This is a genomic window from Pseudomonas parasichuanensis (assembly GCF_021601385.1).
Classification (GTDB): domain Bacteria; phylum Pseudomonadota; class Gammaproteobacteria; order Pseudomonadales; family Pseudomonadaceae; genus Aquipseudomonas; species Aquipseudomonas parasichuanensis.
In genome coordinates this window covers 1-15,302 of sequence record NZ_BQHO01000035.1, presented here as the reverse complement: position 1 = coordinate 15,302, position 15,302 = coordinate 1, and the positions used below count along the sequence as shown (strand labels likewise).

General features: G+C 63.9%; 10 protein-coding genes. 3 read left to right on the top strand and 7 right to left on the bottom strand.

Translation table 11 applies throughout. From position 1 onward, the window contains the following. Entirely contained in the window at nucleotides 1-3,900 is a 3,900-nt protein-coding gene (gene purL, locus L6D77_RS22585; protein WP_232885148.1) for a phosphoribosylformylglycinamidine synthase, read from the bottom strand. 289 nt (nucleotides 3,901-4,189) lie between these two features. Between purL and mltF the strand changes: the two genes are divergently transcribed. Continuing rightward, entirely contained in the window at nucleotides 4,190-5,647 is a 1,458-nt protein-coding gene (gene mltF / locus L6D77_RS22580; RefSeq protein ID WP_232885149.1) for a membrane-bound lytic murein transglycosylase MltF, read from the top strand. Nucleotides 5,648-5,804: 157 nt separating this feature from the next. Here the strand turns inward: mltF and tadA are convergent, their stop codons facing one another. Together tadA and L6D77_RS22570 are read right to left on the bottom strand one after the other, a co-directional pair. Further along, complete coding sequence (gene tadA / locus L6D77_RS22575) at nucleotides 5,805-6,284, bottom strand: tRNA adenosine(34) deaminase TadA (RefSeq protein WP_232885150.1); 480 nt, start codon at nucleotides 6,282-6,284, stop codon at nucleotides 5,805-5,807. Continuing rightward, nucleotides 6,284-7,666 (bottom strand): multicopper oxidase family protein, encoded by a 1,383-nt coding sequence (locus L6D77_RS22570; RefSeq protein ID WP_232885151.1) that lies wholly within the window; start codon nucleotides 7,664-7,666, stop codon nucleotides 6,284-6,286. The genes tadA and L6D77_RS22570 overlap by 1 nt, the downstream gene beginning before the upstream one ends. A 209-nt stretch (nucleotides 7,667-7,875) precedes the next feature. Between L6D77_RS22570 and L6D77_RS22565 the strand changes: the two genes are divergently transcribed. After that, nucleotides 7,876-9,756: an LTA synthase family protein gene (locus L6D77_RS22565; protein WP_232885152.1), complete on the top strand. Its 1,881-nt coding sequence runs from the start codon at nucleotides 7,876-7,878 to the stop codon at nucleotides 9,754-9,756. Nucleotides 9,757-9,799: 43 nt separating this feature from the next. Beyond that, on the top strand, nucleotides 9,800-10,273 hold the full coding sequence (locus tag L6D77_RS22560; RefSeq protein ID WP_232885153.1) for an OsmC family protein: 474 nt from the start codon (nucleotides 9,800-9,802) through the stop codon (nucleotides 10,271-10,273). 45 nt (nucleotides 10,274-10,318) lie between these two features. On the opposite strand, the gene guaA is transcribed toward L6D77_RS22560, so the two are convergent. From guaA to L6D77_RS22540, 4 genes are all read right to left on the bottom strand, one after another. Next, entirely contained in the window at nucleotides 10,319-11,896 is a 1,578-nt protein-coding gene (gene guaA, locus L6D77_RS22555; RefSeq protein ID WP_232885154.1) for a glutamine-hydrolyzing GMP synthase, read from the bottom strand. 78 nt (nucleotides 11,897-11,974) lie between these two features. Continuing rightward, nucleotides 11,975-13,444, bottom strand: a complete 1,470-nt coding sequence (gene guaB / locus L6D77_RS22550) for an IMP dehydrogenase (RefSeq protein WP_110993278.1) — start codon at nucleotides 13,442-13,444, stop codon at nucleotides 11,975-11,977. Between the two features lie 86 nt (nucleotides 13,445-13,530). Next, on the bottom strand, nucleotides 13,531-14,088 hold the full coding sequence (locus tag L6D77_RS22545) for a sugar ABC transporter ATPase (RefSeq protein ID WP_232885155.1): 558 nt from the start codon (nucleotides 14,086-14,088) through the stop codon (nucleotides 13,531-13,533). A 50-nt stretch (nucleotides 14,089-14,138) separates the two neighbouring features. Beyond that, the gene (locus L6D77_RS22540; protein WP_232885156.1) at nucleotides 14,139-14,897 is read right to left on the bottom strand and encodes a sulfite exporter TauE/SafE family protein; all 759 of its coding nucleotides are present in this window, start codon (nucleotides 14,895-14,897) and stop codon (nucleotides 14,139-14,141) included. Nucleotides 14,898-15,302 lie beyond the last annotated feature (405 nt).

The following is a 15,302-nucleotide window of genomic DNA, read 5'->3' as shown; positions in this document are numbered from 1 at the left end:
TTAGTTCACCCAGACGCGCGCGTTACGGAACATGCGCATCAGGGCCGCGTCTTCCTGCCACTCGTCCGGGCGCCAGGAGTTCTGCACGGCACGGAACATACGCTCCGGGTGCGGCATCATGATGGTCACGCGGCCGTCGCGGCTGGTGAGGCCGGTGATCCCGCGCGGCGAGCCGTTCGGGTTGGCCGGGTAGGCTTCGGTGACCTTGCCGTGGTTGTCGACGTAGCGCAGGGCCACGCAACCGGACAGGTCGGCTTCGAGCAGTGCCTCTTCGCTGGCGAACTCGGCATGGCCTTCGCCGTGGGCGATGGCGATCGGCATGCGCGAACCGGCCATGCCCTGCAGGAAGATCGAGTTGGACTTCTGCACTTCGACCATGGCCACGCGCGCCTCGAACTGCTCCGAGCGGTTGCGCACGAAGTGCGGCCAGTACTCGGTGCCCGGGATCAGCTCGTGCAGGTTGGACATCATCTGGCAACCGTTGCACACGCCCAGGGCGAAGCTGTCGGTACGCTCGAAGAAGGCCTGGAAGGCATCGCGGGCACGGGCGTTGAACAGCGCCGACTTGGCCCAGCCTTCACCGGCACCCAGCACGTCGCCATAGGAGAAACCACCGCAGGCCACCAGGCCTTTGAAGGCTTCGAAGTCGACACGGCCGGCGAGGATGTCGCTCATGTGCACGTCGATCGCGGCAAAGCCTGCGCGGTCGAAGGCGGCGGCCATCTCGACCTGGCCGTTGACGCCCTGCTCGCGCAGGATCGCCACTTGCGGGCGCACGCCCTTCTTGATGTACGGCGCGGCGATGTCGTCGTTGACGTCGTAGCCGAGCTTGACCGACAAGCCGGGGTTGTCTTCTTCGAGCAGCAGGTCGAATTCCTGGTCGGCGCAGTCGGCGTTGTCGCGCAGGCGCTGGACCTGGTAGCTGGTCTCGGCCCACTGGCGCTGCAGCAGGCGGCGATCGCCCTTGAACAGCTCGGTGCCTTCGAACTTGATCAGCACTTCACCATTGTTGATCGGCTGGCCGATCACAGCGACGCAGTCCTCACCCAGGCCGGCGGCGCTGAACTGCGCCAGTACGTCCGGGGTGGCATCCTGACGCACCTGGATCACCGCGCCCAGCTCCTCGTTGAAGAGGATGGCCGCGATTTTCTCGCGCTTGCTGGTCAGGGTATCGAGTTCCAACTCCAGGCCACAGTGGCCAGCGAAGGCCATTTCCAGCACGGTGGTCATCAGGCCGCCGTCGGAACGGTCGTGGTAGGCCAACAGGTGGCCATCGGCGTTGAGGCCCTGAATCACGGCGAAGAAGGCCTTGAGGTCTTCAGCGTCGTCGACGTCAGGCGCGGCACTGGCCAGCTTGCCGTGGGTCTGCGCCAGGATCGAGGCGCCCATGCGGTTTTGACCGCGGCCCAGGTCGATCAGGATCAGGTCGGTTTCGCCCTTGTCCATGCGCAGTTGCGGGGTCAAGGTCTTGCGGATGTCGGTGACCGGGGCGAAGCCGGTGATGATCAGCGACATCGGCGAGGTCACGCTCTTCTGCGCGCCCTCTTCGCTCCACTGGGTCTTCATCGACATCGAGTCTTTGCCGACCGGGATGGTGATGCCCAGCTCAGGGCACAGCTCCATGCCCACGGCCTTGACGGTGTCGTACAGGCGGGCGTCTTCACCCGGGTGGCCAGCGGCGGACATCCAGTTGGCCGACAGCTTGATGTCGGACAGTTTTTCGATGCGCGAGGCAGCCAGGTTGGTAATGGTCTCGCCAATCGCCATGCGGCCGGATGCCGGGGCATCCAGCAGTGCCAGCGGGGTGCGCTCGCCCATGGCCATGGCTTCGCCGGTGTATACGTCGAAGCTGGTGGCGGTGACGGCGCAGTCGGCTACCGGGACCTGCCACGGGCCGACCATCTGGTCGCGGGCGACCAGCCCGGTGATGGTGCGGTCGCCGATGGTGATCAGGAAGCTCTTGCTGGCCACGGCCGGGTGACGCAGGACGCGTTCGACCGAATCAGCCAGCTCCAGCGTGCTCGGGTCGAACTCATCGCCCAGCTCTGCTTCGCGGGTGACCGAACGGTGCATGCGCGGCGGCTTGCCCAGCAGCACATCCAGTGGCATGTCCACCGGGGTGTTGTCGAAGTGGCTGTCGGTAACGGTCAGGTGCGGCTCTGCGGTGGCCTCGCCGACCACCGCGAACGGGCAACGCTCGCGCTCGCAGATGGCCTGGAAGCGCTCGAAGTCTTCGGCGCTGACCGCCAGCACGTAGCGCTCCTGCGATTCGTTGCTCCAGATCTCGTGCGGGGCCATGCCCGGCTCGTCGTTGGGCACGTTGCGCAGTTCGAAGCGGCCGCCGCGGCCACCGTCGTTCACCAGCTCAGGGAAGGCGTTGGAGATACCGCCGGCACCCACGTCGTGGATGAAGGCGATCGGGTTCTTGTCACCCAACTGCCAGCAACGGTCGATGACCTCCTGGCAACGGCGCTCCATTTCCGGGTTTTCGCGCTGTACCGAGGCGAAGTCCAGGTCGGCGGAGCTGGCGCCAGTGGCCACCGACGAAGCGGCGCCGCCGCCCAGGCCGATCAGCATGGCCGGGCCGCCGAGCACGATCAGCTTGGCGCCGACGGTGATCTCGCCCTTCTGCACGTGGTCTTCACGGATGTTGCCCATGCCGCCGGCGAGCATGATCGGCTTGTGGTAGCCGCGCACTTCTTCGCCGTGGAGGGTGTTGATGCTTTGTTCGAAGGTACGGAAGTAACCGGTCAGGGCCGGACGGCCGAACTCGTTGTTGAACGCGGCGCCGCCCAGCGGGCCTTCGATCATGATGTCCAGCGCGTCGACGATGCGCTCCGGCTTGCCGTAGGCCTTTTCCCAGGGCTGTTCGAAGCCCGGAATACGCAGGTTGGACACGGTGAAGCCGGTCAGGCCAGCCTTGGGCTTGGCGCCGCGGCCGGTGGCACCTTCGTCGCGAATCTCGCCACCGGAGCCGGTGGAAGCGCCGGAGAACGGGGCGATGGCGGTCGGGTGGTTGTGGGTCTCGACCTTCATCAGGATGTGCACCGGCTCCTGCACCGCACCGTACTGGCGGGTTTCAGGGTTCGGGAAGAAGCGGCCGGCCACCGAACCGACGATCACCGAGGCGTTGTCCTTGTACGCGGACAACACACCTTCGTTGTGCATCTGGTAGGTGTTCTTGATCATGCCGAACAGGCTCTTCTCTTGCGCCTGGCCGTCGATGTCCCAGCTGGCGTTGAAGATCTTGTGGCGGCAGTGCTCGGAGTTGGCCTGGGCGAACATCATCAGTTCGATGTCGTTCGGGTTGCGCTTCAAGCCCTGGAAGGCATTGACCAGGTAGTCGATCTCGTCTTCGGCCAGGGCCAGGCCCAGGTCGATGTTGGCTTGCGCGAGGGCGGCGCGGCCACCGGCCAGAATGTCGACCGAGGTCATCGGCTTGGGCTGGGCGTGGCTGAACAGGTCTGCAGCCTGCTCCAGCTGGCCGAGCACGCGCTGGGTCATGCGGTCGTGCAGTTCGGCGGCGATCAGTGCGGCGTCAGCGTCGCTCAGGGCACCGGCAACATAGTAGGCGATGCCGCGCTCCAGGCGCTGGATCGACTGCAGGCCGCAGTTGTGGGCGATGTCGCTGGCCTTGGATGCCCAGGGCGAGATGGTGCCCAGGCGCGGGACCACCAGGAACAGGCGCCCGGTCGGCTCCTGCACCGGCACGCTCGGGCCGTACTTGAGCAGACGGCCCAGCACCTGCTGCTGGTCGGCGGTCAGCTCGCCGTCGACGTCGGCGAAATGGGCAAATTCGGCATACAAACCAGTAACAGCGGGGACTTTCTGGCTCAGTTGCTCGAGTAATTTACCGTGGCGAAAGGCAGAAAGGGCAGGAGCGCCGCGCAGGATCAACATCGTCGGGACAGCCTCAGGAAGGGGTGTGCTTAGAGGCCGTGCATTCTAGCCTAATTTGCAGGCTTTCGGCACCCGCTCTAAGCCACGGCTGCCGGGCGGCCGAACCGGACTTCGAGGTCAGAAAAAACAGCTGCAAGCTTCGAGCTCCAAGCTACAAGAAAAGGCAGGCTGTGCACCGACTGCTGTTGCTTGCAGCTTGTCGCTTACCGCTAGCAGCTCGGCCAGCTATCAGACAACCCGTAGATTGTCGAGATATGGCGCCAGCAGTCCTTTGCGTATACTGCACGCTATGTTCGCCCACACTGCTTTGCGCCAGCGTTGCGCCAAATGGCTCTTCGCAACCGGACTCTTCCTGATGCTCGGTGCCTGTGTTGAAAAACCCAGCACCCTCGAGCGCGTCAAGGAGGACGGCGTATTGCGCGTGATTACCCGCAACAGCCCGGCCACCTACTTCCAGGACCGCAACGGCGAAACCGGCTTCGAGTACGAGCTGGTCAAGCGCTTTGCCGACGACCTGGGGGTCAAGCTGCAGATCGAGACCGCCGACAACCTCGACCAACTGTTCGACCAGCTGGGCAAGCCGTCCGGCCCGGTGCTGGCCGCCGCCGGCCTGGTCAGCAGCGAGCGGCGCGCCACCCAGGCGAAGTTCTCCCACCCCTACCTTGAAGTCACGCCGCAAGTCATCTACCGCAATGGCCGGTCGCGCCCCACCAACGCCAAGGGCCTGGTGGGCAAGAAGATCATGGTGCTCAAGGGCAGCAGCCACGCCGACCAACTGGCGGAACTGAAAAAGCAGAACCCGGGGCTGGAATACGAAGAGTCCGACGCCGTCGAAGTGGTCGACCTGCTGCGCATGGTAGACGAAGGCCAGATCGACCTGACCCTGGTCGACTCCAATGAACTGGCGATGAACCAGGTCTACTTCCCCAATGTGCGCGTGGCCTTCGACCTGGGCGACAGCCGCGACCAGCGCTGGGCGGTGGCCGCTGGCGACGACAACAGCCTGCTCAACGAAGTCAACGAGTTCCTCGACAAGGCGCAGAAGAACGGCACCCTGCAGCGCCTGAAAGACCGTTACTACGGCCACGTCGATGTACTCGGCTACGTGGGCGCCTACACCTTCGCCCAGCACCTGCAGCAGCGCCTGCCCAAGTACGAGAAGCACTTCAAGAGCTACGCCAAGGTCGAGCAGGTGGACTGGCGCCTGCTGGCAGCGATCGGCTACCAGGAATCCATGTGGCAGCCAGAGGTCACCTCCAAGACCGGCGTGCGCGGCCTGATGATGCTCACCCAGCGCACCGCCCAGGCCATGGGGGTATCCAACCGCCTGGACCCCAAACAGAGCATCCAGGGTGGTGCCAAGTACTTCATGAAGATCAAGGAAGAGCTCGACGACAGCATCAAGGAGCCCGACCGCACCTGGTTCGCCCTGGCCGCCTACAACGTCGGCAGCGGCCACCTGGAAGACGCCCGCACCCTGGCCAAGCGCGAGAAGCTCGACCCGAACAAGTGGCTGGACGTGAAGAAGATGCTGCCGCGCCTGTCGCAGAAGCAGTGGTACAGCAAGACCAAGTACGGCTATGCCCGCGGCGGTGAGCCGGTGCACTTCGTGGCCAACATCCGCCGTTACTACGACATCCTCACCTGGGTGACCCAGCCGCAGCTCGAAGGCCAGGTGGCCGAAGGCAACCTGCATGTGCCGGGGGTCAACAAGGACAAGCCGGCGGAGCAGCCGGCGCCGATGTGACACGGGCGGCCGGAGGGATGTTTGCCGGATGTACCGGCCTCTTCGCGGGCAAGCCCGCTCCCTCAGAAGCCCCCTGGTTTTTGAAGCTTGCGCTGAACCTGTGGGAGCGGGCTTGCCCGCGAAAGGGCCGGCACAGCCAACACAAGCCTTTCAGGACTCAGGTTTTCGCCCGTCGGGCCTTGAAGAACTCGCTCAGAATCGCCCCGCACTCCTCGGCCAACACTCCACCCTCGACCATCACCCGATGGTTGAGAAAGCCCTGCCCGAAGAACTGCCCCTGGCTCTGCACGATGCCGGCCTTGGGCTCCAACGCCCCATACACCACCCGCGCCACCCGTGAATGGACGATCAGCCCGGCACACATGCTGCACGGCTCCAGCGTCACATACAGGGTGCTGCCTGGCAGCCGGTAGTTGCTGGCAGCCTGCGCCGCCGCACGGATGGCGACCATCTCGGCATGGGCGCTGGGGTCGCTGTCGATGATCGGCCGGTTGAAGCCCTGGCCGATCACCTGGCCGTGCTGCACCAGCACCGCCCCCACCGGCACTTCGCCCAGGCTCGCGCCTTCGGCGGCCAGTTGCAGCGCCAGGCGCATGAACTCCTGATCGCGGCTGCGATCGATGATCTGTGGTCGCATCAGACCACCGCGATCGCGGCCATCAGGCCGGTTTCCATGTGGTCGATGACATGGCAATGGAACATCCAGGTCCCCGGGTTATCGGCCACCAGGGCCACCTGGGCACGCTCGTTCTTGCCCAACAGGTAGGTGTCGGTGAACCATGGCTCGACGATCTTGCGGCGATTGGAGGCGATCACCTTGAAACTCATGCCATGCAGGTGGATCGGGTGCTGGTATTGGGTCATGTTCTTCAGCTCGAAGATGTAGCTCTTGCCCTTCTGCAGCGTGGCGATCGGCCGGTCGGCGCAGGTCTTGTCGGTGATGTCCCAGGCCTGGCCGTTGATCTGCCACAGGCTTGGCGGCTTGCCATTGTCGGTATTCACCGAGACCTTGCCGACCCACTCGAAGTTGAAGTTCAGTTTCTCGGCATTCTTGAGGTCTGGCTCGGCAATCGGGTTGGCCGGCAGCGCCTTGGGCCAGTCGCCCGGCGCCTGGTTGCTGGCCACCGAGCGCAGGGTACCCAGGCGCACGAAACCGTCGCGCAGGGAGATCTCCTCGCCCGCCTCGGGAATACGGATGGCCAGGCAGATACGCATGCCCGGCCCGAGCCAGTAATCGTCGTCCAGCGGCCGCGGTGTGATGGGGTTGCCATCGAGGGCGTAGATCATCGCCTCGCAGTTGCCCTTGAGGTTGAGGCGGTAGGTCCAGGTGTTGTCCAGGTTCAGCAGGCGCACCCGCACCACCTGCCCGGCCGGCAGCTCGGTGACCGAGTCGGCCTGGCCATTGATGGTGATCAGCCGGCCTGCGGTGCCGTTGCGCGCGGCCTCGCGCGGCACGCTGAAGGGCATCCAGGCGCCCTGCTCGTCGACATGCCAGTTTTTCAGGCTGAGGGTGCGTTCGTGCGCAAAGCCAGTCGGCTCGCGTTCCTCGACGATCAGCGGGCCCACCAGCCCACGGCCGAGTTCCTCGGAGCTGCTGACGTGGGGGTGGTACCAGTAACTGCCCGCGTCCGGCACCTTGAACTTGTAGTCGAAGTACTCGCCCGGCTTGACCGGCAACTGCGACACATAAGGCACACCGTCCATCTCCAGCGGCAGGCGGATGCCGTGCCAATGAATGGTGGTCTCCACCGGCAGGTGGTTGATGAAGCGCACCCGCAACCAGGTGCCCTGGCGCACCCGCAACTCGGTACCCGGCGCCGACGGGCCGAAGGCCCAGGCCTCGGTCTTGAAACCTGGCACCAGCTCGACATCCAGGGGGGCGGCGATCAGCTCGTAGTCGTGCCCGGCGTTGTCGTCCTCGACCTTGCCCAGCCAGTAGCGCGCTGCGCCCCCGGCGCCCAGGCCTACCACCACCAGGCCGGTCAGGCCCTTGAGCATTTGTCGACGGGTAAAGGACATCGGTGCGGGTACCTCGTTTTTGCGCAGTCTGTCTGCCAGCTGGGGCCGGCGATGAAGGGCGAATACGATACACCTGCATTTGCGAAATATTAAGTGAAGTCTTGTCGCAGTGCCGCCCAAGGCCGCCCCGGGGCTTTCTTGCCCAAACAGGGACGTGCTGCTTAAGTGATGTCATTGGCCTGTGCAGGGACTCGGGGGAGCGAAACACCATGGAGCGAAGAAACCACCTGCTTGAGGTTGCGCTGGTGTTTGCCGTGGCGCTGCTGCTGGTGCCGAAGATCATCCTGGTCAGCTACTTCGCCAACCGCTGGATCGACACCGACCTTGCCAGTATCGCCCTGTACCTCCTGCAAGACCTGCTGCTGGCCGGCCTGGTCTATCTGGTGGCGGTCACCACGCTGCGCAGGCACAGGTACAACTTTTTCCTGGTCAGCATCTTGTGTGGCGCGTTGCTGCTGTTCCTGCTGATAGACATGCGCGTCAGGGAGCTCTGGCTCAAGCCGCTGGACTGGTCGCTGATCCAGTACAGCCTGGAGAATGCCAGCAACCTGACGTCAGGGGCGCCGGTGTTTCTCAACCAGCTGGCAGGCTTTGGCCTGACCTTCCGCTTCATCGTGTTCGTGCTGCTGCTGGCTTACCTGGCCACCTGGGGACTGGTGGGCCTGGCCACCTACCAGGCATTCAAGCGCTCGCCTGCAGCGCCGACAAGGGCACGCACACTGGGCGTAGGCGTACTGTTGTGCGGCCTGCTGCTGGGCGCGATCTTCGCCAAGGACGCCCGCTACGACCTGAATGACAACATCGTCATCCGCCCGCTGGTCTCAGCCCTGCAGAACGCCACCCAGGTGAATGCCAGCCTGCACCCCAACCTGCTGCCCTTCGAACAACCCGCTTACCCCGTGTCTTCCATCAACACCCTGCCCAAGCTTGAAACCGTGCCCGCAGCAGACTTCAAGAACCTGGTGTACATCGTCATGGAGTCGGTGCGCTGGAACAGCATTTTCGGCGCCGAAGTCAGCACGGCCCAGCGCTTCCCCACCTTCGACAGGCTTTCCCGCGAGGGCATGCTGTTCAAGTCGTATGTGACGGTGCCCCATTCATCCAAGGGCTACTACTCGATCTTCACCGGGCAGCACGCCTACCCCGGCGTTGAAATCAAAGAGGCAATGCCGCTGCATCAGCCGGGCGTGATCCATGAACTGACACGCAAGAAGAACATGCAAGCCGTCGCCTTCAGCTCCCTGTTCCTGCAGTTCGAAAACATGGACGGCTTCCTCAAATCCATCGGTGTTGCCAACGCCTATGCCGTCACCGACATCGCGCCCGCCAACACACAGGCGCTGAACAACAGCAGTTTTGGCGACAGCGACGAGCTGCTGTACACATCCAGCATTCCTCACCTGCAGGCCATCAGCAAATCCGGCCAAGGCTTTATCGCGTTGTATTTCCCAAGCGCCGCGCATTACCCCTACGACTGCACGGGCACGACCCCTTCACAGTCCGCGCTGGAAAAGTACGAAACCTGCATCGAGAACACCGACACCCTGATCGGGCAGATGCTCGAGGGGTACGACAAGGCGGGCCTGCTCGACTCGACCCTGTTCGTGCTGGTGGGCGACCATGGCGAGTCGTTCGGCGAACACGGGCTGTTCATTCACAACTCGTCCATGCACGAAGAAGAAGTGACCGTGCCGCTGATTTTCTGGGCCAAGGGCAAGACCCTGGCCAAGCCGATAGCGACCACCAGCCAGCAGACCGACATCGCCCCCACCATTGCCGACTTCTTCGCGGTGGCCGACGCGCCGTTCAACGTACAAGGCATCAGCTTGCTCAGGGACCACGGCAAGCGGGTGTTTTACATGTCGACGTTCTTCGACCAGTTGTCCTCTGCAGTGGTGGAGCACCCGTACAAGTACATCTACGAATACAGCCCGGATACCCTGGTGCGCTACCACCTCGAGGACGACCCACAGGAAAAGAACCCGCAGCCGGTCGAAGGTGATGCATTCACGGCCATGAAGAACCGCTTGCTGTCCTACGACGCGTACCAGAAGGCGCTGTTTGCTAAAGACCCCAAGCCACGCGAGTGATGTGCAATCATCCCCCGTCCATACGCACTCGCAAGGAAGGGTCATGAAGGAACATACCTACGCGTTGACCGTGAACTGGACCGGCAATACCGGCCAGGGCACCACCCGCTATACCGCCTACCAGCGGGACTTCAGTGTCGAGGCCCAGGGTAAGCCGGCGCTGCCCGGTTCGGCCGACCCGGCTTTTCGCGGCGACCGTAGCCGCTGGAACCCAGAAGACCTGCTGCTCGCCTCGGTATCAGCCTGCCACAAGCTGTGGTACCTGCACCTGTGCGCGGTGAACAACGTGAATGTGCTGGCGTATGTCGATAAGCCAGAGGGCCGAATGGTCGAAGCCGATGACGAACGCAAGGGGCATTTCACCGGCATCGTGCTGCGCCCGCAGGTGCTGGTGAGCGCCGATTCGGATCCGCAAGTCGCCCTGCGCCTGCATGAAGACGCCCATCACGAATGCTTCATCGCCAACTCGGTGAACTTCCCGGTGCACTGCGAAGCCGTGATCCAGCGCCAGGCCTGATGCCGGATACAACAAGGGCGCCTTGCGGCGCCCTTGTGGCTCAACTTATTCCCACTCGATGGTGGCAGGCGGCTTGCTCGACACGTCGTAGGTGACGCGGGAGATACCGGCGATTTCGTTGATGATGCGGCCGCTGACGGTCTCCAGCAGCTCGTACGGCAGGTGCGCCCAGCGTGCGGTCATGAAGTCCACGGTCTCGACGGCGCGCAGCGCCACGACCCAGGCGTAGCGACGGCCGTCGCCGACGACACCCACCGACTTGACCGGCTGGAACACCACGAAGGCCTGGCTGGTCTTGTGGTACCAGTCGGCCTTGCGCAGCTCTTCGATGAAGATGTGGTCGGCGCGACGCAGGATGTCGGCGTATTCCTTCTTCACTTCACCGAGGATACGTACGCCCAGGCCCGGGCCCGGGAACGGGTGGCGGTAGACCATGTCGTACGGCAGGCCCAGCTCCAGGCCGATCTTGCGTACTTCGTCCTTGAACAGCTCGCGCAGCGGCTCGACCAGCTTGAGGTTCATTTCCTCCGGCAGGCCACCGACGTTGTGGTGCGACTTGATCACGTGGGCCTTGCCGCTCTTGGCACCGGCCGACTCGATCACGTCAGGGTAGATGGTGCCCTGGGCAAGGAACTGGATGTTGTCCAGCTTGCTGGCTTCGGCATCGAACACGTCGATGAAGGTGCGGCCGATGATCTTGCGCTTCTTCTCCGGGTCGGCTTCGCCTTCCAGGTTGTCGAGGAACTGCTTCTCGGCGTCGGCGCGGATTACCTTGACGCCCATGTTCTCCTTGAACATGGCCATCACCTGGTCGCCTTCGTGCAGGCGCAGCAGGCCGTTGTCGACGAATACGCAGGTCAGCTGGTCGCCAATGGCGCGGTGCAGCAGCGCGGCAACTACCGAGCTGTCGACACCGCCGGACAGGCCCAGCAGGACGTTGGCCGAACCGACTTGCTCACGCACCTGGGCGATGGCGTCTTCGACGATGTTCGACGGGGTCCACAGGGCTTCGCAGCCGCAGATGTCCTGGACGAAGCGCGAGAGGATGCGACCGCCCTGCTTGGTGTGGGTCACTTCCGGGTGGAACTGCACGCCGTAGTAGCCCAGGGCATCGTCGTACATGCCGGCGATCGGGCAGCTCGGGGTGCTGGCCAGCACGTGGAAGTTGCCCGGCATCTGGGTGACCTTGTCGCCGTGGCTCATCCACACGTCCAGGCCCAGTACGCCGTCATCGTCGACGTGGTCTTCGATACCGTCGAGCAGGCGGCTCTTGCCGACCACGTCAACGCGGGCGTAGCCGAACTCGCGCAGCTCGGAACCTTCGACCTTGCCGCCCATCTGTTCGGCCATGGTCTGCATGCCGTAGCAGATGCCCAGCACCGGCACTTTCAGGTCGAACACGGCCTGTGGCGCGCGCGGGCTGTTGGCTTCGTGGACCGACTCGGGGCCGCCGGCGAGGATGATGCCGCGCGGGTTGAATTCGCGGATCGCTTCATCGGCCATGTCGAACGGGTGCAGTTCGCAGTACACGCCGATTTCGCGCACGCGGCGGGCGATCAGCTGGGTGTACTGGGAACCGAAATCGAGGATCAGGATGCGGTGAGCGTGAATGTCGAGGGCCATGACTCAAATCTCGTCAGTGGAAATCGGAAACGACGCGGGGCTGTTTATGACAGCCCCGTTCGGTAATTGCTGGAAGCCTTAGCCTACGCGGTAGTTAGGGGCTTCTTTGGTGATCTGCACGTCATGCACGTGGGACTCGGCCATGCCGGCACCGGTGATGCGCACGAACTCCGGCTTGGTACGCATCTCTTCGATGGTCGCGCTGCCGGTGTAGCCCATGGACGAGCGCAGGCCGCCCATCAGCTGGTGGATGATCGCCGACAGGGCGCCTTTGTAGGGAACGCGGCCTTCGATGCCTTCCGGGACCAGCTTCTCGGCGCCGGCCGAGGAGTCCTGGAAGTAACGGTCGGACGAACCTTGCGCCTGCGCCATGGCACCCAGCGAGCCCATGCCGCGGTAAGCCTTGTACGAACGGCCCTGGAACAGTTCGACTTCACCCGGGGCTTCTTCGGTACCGGCGAACATCGAACCCATCATCACGCAGGAAGCACCGGCAACGATGGCCTTGGACAGGTCACCGGAGAAGCGGATGCCGCCGTCGGCGATCAGTGGCACGCCAGTGCCTTCCAGCGCAGCGGCGACGTTGGCGATGGCGCTGATCTGCGGCACGCCGACACCGGCAACGATACGGGTGGTGCAGATCGAGCCTGGGCCGATACCGACCTTGACGGCGTCAGCGCCGGCTTCGGCCAGGGCCTTGGCAGCAGCGCCGGTGGCGATGTTGCCGCCGATCACCTGCACTTGCGGGTAGGTCTCTTTCACCCAGCGCACGCGGTCGATCACACCCTTGGAGTGACCGTGGGCGGTGTCGACCACCACCACGTCAACGCCGGCGGCAACCAGGGCGGCAACCCGCTCGCCGGTGTCCTTGCCGGTGCCGACCGCGGCCCCCACGCGCAGGCGACCTTGGTCGTCCTTGCTCGCCAGTGGGTAGGCCTTGGCTTTTTCGATGTCCTTGACGGTCATCATGCCCTTGAGCGCGAACTTGTCGTCGACGATCAGGACTTTTTCCAGGCGGTGCTTGTGCAGCAGCTCGCGGACTTCGTTCTTGTCGGCGCCTTCGCGCACGGTGACCAGGCGCTCTTTAGGCGTCATCACTTCGCGCACCTTGGCGTCCAGGCGGGTTTCGAAACGCACGTCACGGGAGGTGACGATACCGACCAGGTCACCGTTGGCCAGGACCGGAACGCCCGAGATGTTGTTCAGGCGGGTCAGGTCGAACAGGTCGCGCACGGTGGCGTCGGCGTCGATGGTGATCGGGTCCTTGACCACGCCAGCCTCGAACTTCTTGACCTTGCGTACTTCGCCGGCCTGCTGCTCGATGGTCATGTTCTTGTGGATGATGCCGATGCCGCCTTCCTGGGCCATGGCGATGGCCAGACGCGCTTCGGTCACGGTATCCATGGCGGCGGAGACCAGGGGAATGTTCAGCTCGATGCCACGAGTCAAACGGGTCTTGAGACTGACTTCATTGGGCAGTACCTCGGAATAACCAGGTACAAGGAGGATATCGTCGAAAGTCAGGGCTTCTTGGCTGATACGCAGCATCGCGGGGGCTCCCGGGCGGGAAAAATGGAAGCGCGCCATTATACTCATGCACGGCGCGCCGCTCAATGCAAAATAAGGGCCTTCGGTCAGCCTTGTGGCAGTTTTACCTGCACCACCGCCACCGGCTGATCCAGCCAGTCGGCAAAGCTGTCGAGGAAGGCCTGGGTAAACCCGGCCTCGCCCCAGTTGTTGAAGATGAACCCCAGGTTGGAAAAGGCACATGGCTGCAGGTAAAGGAAGCCATTGATGTCGTCCTCGAAGCCGCACAACGGGCAGGTGAAGTTATCGCTTACCCCCGGCGTCCACTCCTCCAGGCTCTCGAACAGCGGCTCGCCGACCTCTCGTCGGCACTCCGGGCAGCCGGCTTCTTCGAGGAAACCGTCGGTGGGGGTGTAGATGCAGCGCTTGAGCACCACTTCAAGGCCGTTGGCCTGCTCGCCGAAGGGCAGTTTCTCCGGGTGCAGGGCCACCTTGCGCGCCCCCTCGGCCAGGGCATGGCCCATGCGATTGCCGGTACGGCCGCAGGTGGTCAACTGCTCCTCGACGATCTTCTCGCGCACCAGCCAGCGCAGGATGGCCCTTGAGCGGGCTTCGTGGGACGGCACGGTGGACAGTTTGGGGACGATGATGCTTTGCGTGTTCATGAACGAAACGGGCCTGCGGACTGCGGTAATGGCGCAATTCTAGCGCCTGCTCACGTGCTCAGGTAGCGACCGATCAAGGCCAGGCCGCTGGCCAGCACCAGCCAGGTGACCAGGCGCACGAAGGCTTCGCGGGACAGCTTCAGGGTCAATCGCCTGCCAACCCACAGCCCGAGGAACATCACCGGCAGCAGGCAGGCGGCCAGCAACAGCAGGCTGGTATCGGCATACACCCCGGCGACCAGGAACAGCGACAGGCGCACCACCGTGCTGCAACTGATCAGTGCGCTCTGGGTGGCCCGCACCTGCTCCTTGGACGCCAGCCGGCCACTCAGGTAGATCGCATAGAGGAACCCGCCACTGCCGAACAGCGCGCCGAACAGGCCGCCCACCGTGCCCATCGGTACCGCCCACAGGCCCGACAGGTTCGCCGGGCGTACTTTCACCGCCAGGCCGTAGATCGCGTAGGCGGTGACGAACAGGCCCATCAGCAACAGCAGCAGGTCGGACTTGAGCCGCAGCAGGAACACCACGCCCAGGGCGCAGCCCACGGCCATGCACGGCAGCAGGCGCAGCAGCTCGCCACGCACCACATCCTTGCGTGACGGCAGCAGGTTGCCGAAGGCGGCGACGAAGTCCAGCAGTACCAGTAGCGGGATGATCCGCGACAGGGGCATGAAGTGGATCAGCACGGGGCCGGCGACCAGCGCGGTGCCGAAGCCGGCGATGCCGAAGACGATGTAGGCGACTGAGATCGCGAGGAGGATGGGGAGCCAGTCGAGGGGGGTGAGGGAGAGTTGGGCTAGCGTCATGCTGGGGTCCTGGGGTCGTCCGTGGGGGGGTATTTTTTGGATATGCGGTGGGGCGTACAGGTGCAGGCCTTAAGGGTTATGGCGCCTATGAGATCGAGCGCCGCCCCCGCGGCGCATCGCTGGCAAGCCAGCTCCCACATTTGTTTCGGGCCAGTTACTCCTGAAAGGTCATCACTGTACGCCTTGTTGGTTCGACTCGGTATTGGAGTGGGCGCCACTGGCGCCTCGCCCGACTTGAGACATGCACCAAGGCGGACAGCGGCATCCTCACAGGAGTGATTGGCCCGAAACAAATAATGAAATGGCTACCCCCGCCCCGCTCTGTGTCAGCCCTCTAAGCTTTCACAGGGTGCCTATCGGAGTGTAACGCCATGAACACTGTCGCCATCGTCGCCATCGATCTGG

What these genes read in the sequence shown, in the direction of transcription:
- purL (WP_232885148.1), bottom strand. Translation starts at nt 3,900, where the DNA reads ATGTTGATCCTGCGCGGCGCTCCTGCCCTTTCTGCCTTTCGCCACGGT.
- mltF (WP_232885149.1), top strand. Translation starts at nt 4,190, where the DNA reads ATGTTCGCCCACACTGCTTTGCGCCAGCGTTGCGCCAAATGGCTCTTC.
- tadA (WP_232885150.1), bottom strand. Translation starts at nt 6,284, where the DNA reads ATGCGACCACAGATCATCGATCGCAGCCGCGATCAGGAGTTCATGCGC.
- L6D77_RS22570 (WP_232885151.1), bottom strand. Translation starts at nt 7,666, where the DNA reads ATGTCCTTTACCCGTCGACAAATGCTCAAGGGCCTGACCGGCCTGGTG.
- L6D77_RS22565 (WP_232885152.1), top strand. Translation starts at nt 7,876, where the DNA reads ATGGAGCGAAGAAACCACCTGCTTGAGGTTGCGCTGGTGTTTGCCGTG.
- L6D77_RS22560 (WP_232885153.1), top strand. Translation starts at nt 9,800, where the DNA reads ATGAAGGAACATACCTACGCGTTGACCGTGAACTGGACCGGCAATACC.
- guaA (WP_232885154.1), bottom strand. Translation starts at nt 11,896, where the DNA reads ATGGCCCTCGACATTCACGCTCACCGCATCCTGATCCTCGATTTCGGT.
- guaB (WP_110993278.1), bottom strand. Translation starts at nt 13,444, where the DNA reads ATGCTGCGTATCAGCCAAGAAGCCCTGACTTTCGACGATATCCTCCTT.
- L6D77_RS22545 (WP_232885155.1), bottom strand. Translation starts at nt 14,088, where the DNA reads ATGAACACGCAAAGCATCATCGTCCCCAAACTGTCCACCGTGCCGTCC.
- L6D77_RS22540 (WP_232885156.1), bottom strand. Translation starts at nt 14,897, where the DNA reads ATGACGCTAGCCCAACTCTCCCTCACCCCCCTCGACTGGCTCCCCATC.